3 protein-coding genes are annotated in these 2,633 nt (G+C 65.9%); 1 reads left to right on the forward strand and 2 read right to left on the reverse strand.

Going from position 1 to position 2,633, the window contains the following annotated elements; genetic code table 11:
* Positions 1 to 13: 13 nt before the first annotated feature.
* Positions 14 to 1,132 (reverse strand): methyltransferase domain-containing protein, encoded by a 1,119-nt coding sequence (locus tag C1I98_RS37710; RefSeq protein WP_111172032.1) that lies wholly within the window; start codon positions 1,130 to 1,132, stop codon positions 14 to 16.
* The gene (locus C1I98_RS42285) at positions 1,132 to 1,269 is read right to left on the reverse strand and encodes a hypothetical protein (RefSeq protein ID WP_158558384.1); all 138 of its coding nucleotides are present in this window, start codon (positions 1,267 to 1,269) and stop codon (positions 1,132 to 1,134) included. Before C1I98_RS42285 ends, C1I98_RS37710 begins: the two co-directional genes overlap by 1 nt.
* A gap of 454 nt (positions 1,270 to 1,723) precedes the next feature.
* Here C1I98_RS42285 and C1I98_RS37715 point away from each other — a divergent pair.
* On the forward strand, positions 1,724 to 2,633 hold a 910-nt coding region (locus C1I98_RS37715), incomplete at its 3' end, for a DUF4386 domain-containing protein (RefSeq protein WP_146607890.1).

Genomic DNA, 2,633 nt, shown 5'->3' on the forward strand with positions numbered 1-2,633 from the left:
CGACGATGAACCCCTACCCGATCACCTGCTGTGGCGTGTCCAGCCACACCTGCTGCCCGTCCGGGCTGACCGTCATCCCGAACCGATCACGCCGCGGCTCGCCCCAGTCCACCCACCGGAAGTAGGCGTCAACGACCTCGTCCCACACCGGCCGGTCGCCGACCTGGTAGACCTCGAAATCGTCGGCGCCCGGAACATGAGTGATCAGTGCCCACTGCGCCGGGGCGGCCGGGTCTGTCACCCATGTCAAGAACCGGTCGTCTTGCCGGCCGGTGCTGAGGTAGAGCCCAGTGAGCGCCGACATCGCCAACGCCGCACCCGGCGGGGCTTCCGTGATCGTGCGGGGGTCGATGCGCGTGCGGGTCTCACGCTCCGGCCCGCGTTCCGCGTTCGCGGGGACGCGCTGGGACCGCATCATCATGTACGCGGCGAAGCCGGTGAACGTGCCCGCTGCGGTGCCGTCCGGCCTGACGGCGAGGCGTAGCGCATGGCCGGCGACGAAACCGGGGTCGTAGGGCAGGACGATCCGGCCACCGGGCCGGGTCTGCTCCACCCACGCGTACGGCACGGTGCGAATGCCACAGGTGACGTGTACACGGTCGAATGGCGCCCTCTCAGGGGAACCGTCCGCGCCGTCGCCGGTGATCAGGTGTGGGTGCATCCCGGTGTCGCTGAGGTTCTTCGCGGCCTGCTCGGCGAGCGCGGAGTCTACCTCGATCGAGGTCACATACTGCGCGCCGACGAGGTGGGACAGTAGGGCGGCGGTCCACCCCGTGCCCGTGCCGATCTCCAGCACCCGATGTCCGGGGGCGGGATCGAGGAGGTCGAGGAAGTCGGTGACGGTGCCGGGGGCGGAGTTGGAGGAGGTGTAGAGCCCGCCGGTTTCGTCTCGGAGATCGGTTGCGCCGTCGTTGAGCTGCGTGACGATGGGCACGTTTGCATAGACCGCGTCGAGCCAGGCGGCGGGGTCGGCGTCGTGGTCGATGATCGTCGTGGTGTCGTCGGCGATGAGGCCCACGGAGGGGATGAACTGGTGCCGGGGCACCGCTCGCAGCGCCCGTTTCACCGGTGCGCTGATGTCGCCGAGGCTGTCGATCAACCGCTCGATTCGTGCGGCGATGCCCTCGTCCACTACTTCTTCTCGTCTTTCGGTTTGCCTTCGTGTTTGCTGCTGGGGGCCGTGCCGTCGGGATGTCCAGCGGGGGGCGGCGTCGGAAGCGGCTTGTCTTCCTTCGGCTTGCCTTCGTGGTCACCGTATGTGGCGCTCACCTTGCCTCCTCCTCGCAGGGACCGGGTGCCTAGCGTGACAGTACGGCTACGCATGGCCTGCGGGCAAGAGAAGGTTCTGGTGTCCAGGAGGGAGCGAATGAAGCGCTCCGGGTTGCAGTGCGGGTTGCAGTTCACAGGAGTTCGGGGGGGTTCACCGAGGTTCGTTTTTCCAGTTCCGAACCCCGGCGAACCCTATCGAACCACCCGAACCGACACTCGTAATGCGTAGGTCAAGGGTTCGATTCCCTTAGGCGGCTCTCTGCTTCACCAGGGCATCCCTAGATCGTCGGGGATGCCTTTTGGCAAGTAGGGGCTTTCTCTCCGTTATCGCCGTGATCCGCTCGGTGAGCATCTATGCTCCGGCGGTGGCGGATATCAGCTACTTCGAGGCGTGGGATCTGTGGTTGCAGGGCAGGTCCGTGCTCGGGCGCGAGCTGCTCGGGGTGCCCATTCTGTGGTGGGGCGGGTCGGGAAGATTCTTTCCTTCGTCAGCGGGGCGCTCATCCTCATCGAGCTGGTGGGCGCGGACAAGCTGGCGCGCTACGGGAAGTTTCTTGAGCGGCTGTACGTCGCCAAGTACTCCACCTTTCTGATCATGATCTGTGCCCTTGTGGGGGCGGCGTTGAGCGACGTGATCGCGACCGTGGTGGGGCTGACCGAGTGGCCGAAGGTGTTGCTGAGCATCCTTCTCGGCCTGGGCATTCCGATGGTGGTCCTGCTGCTCATGCCGAGGCTGCCGGCCCATCCGGGACTGGCGTTGGCCTCACGATGGCTGGCCCTGGCCATATTCGCCGTCGGCTTCCATTTCGACCTGCTCGCCTCCTATTACGTTGACGGGCTTACAGGTGTAAGGGTAGCGTGGCGACACCTTACGGGTGTAAGAGGAGGTGCCCGGGTGAGCAGGTGGGCGGGCGTGCTGGTGATCGTGGGAGTGGTCGCCGGGTTGTTCAGTGTGGTGCCGGTGCTTGAGGAGCCGGGGTATTTCGGCCGTATTGCCGCGCATGAGGGGCAGATACTCGCCGGTGCGGGGGCGCAGTTGGTGATGATCCCGGCGGGTGTCGGGTTCGCGTTGTGTCTGTATCCCGCGTTGCGGGCGGTGAATGAGGCGCTGAGCCTGGGGTTCGTCGGGTTCAGGGTGATCGCGGCGGGGTTTCATTTCGTGGGGGTGATATCGCTGCCCCTGTTTCTGGTGCCGGAGCAGGAGGCCGCCACCATCGAGATACTGCGGGTGGGGCGCGACCTGGTCAATCATGTCGCGGTGATCGTTTCGCTGGGGCTGGGGGATGTGTTGCTTTTCTTCATGCTCTATCGGGCGAGGTTGGTTCCTTGGTGGTTGTCGGTGTGGGGGCTGGCCGGGGCCGGGC

This window comes from Spongiactinospora gelatinilytica, assembly GCF_003236385.1.
Lineage (GTDB): Bacteria > Actinomycetota > Actinomycetes > Streptosporangiales > Streptosporangiaceae > Spongiactinospora > Spongiactinospora gelatinilytica.